Below are 266 nucleotides of genomic sequence, written 5' to 3' on the forward strand. Positions count from 1 at the left end.
GACCCTATGGATGAAGAGTCTTCTTCCAACCTCTCCAAGCCTGTGCAGCGTAATAATCCGCCCGCCCTACCGGCCACCAATAAACAGGTATCAAAAGAGGATGCCCCGTTCGGGATGACCCCGACCGGCGCAACCAACGACCTCGAGGCAGATGCCGAGTTGTTCGGCACAATCTGGCCTCTAAGCTATACAGTCAGGCTGGACACAACTGTTGATCGTCAGCAACTACGCCAACAGTGCAGTCGGCTCTCGGAGCTCGGCTATTT

The 266-nt window shown here is 55.6% G+C and carries 1 protein-coding gene; it reads left to right on the forward strand.

Going from position 1 to position 266, the window contains the following annotated elements; translation table 11 throughout:
• Positions 1 to 266: DUF3275 family protein (locus KMS84_RS44625; RefSeq protein ID WP_256921604.1), on the forward strand; the 266-nt coding region annotated here is incomplete at both ends.

The sequence above is a fragment of the Streptomyces hilarionis genome (assembly GCF_024539675.1).
GTDB classification, from domain to species: domain Bacteria; phylum Actinomycetota; class Actinomycetes; order Streptomycetales; family Streptomycetaceae; genus Streptomyces; species Streptomyces hilarionis.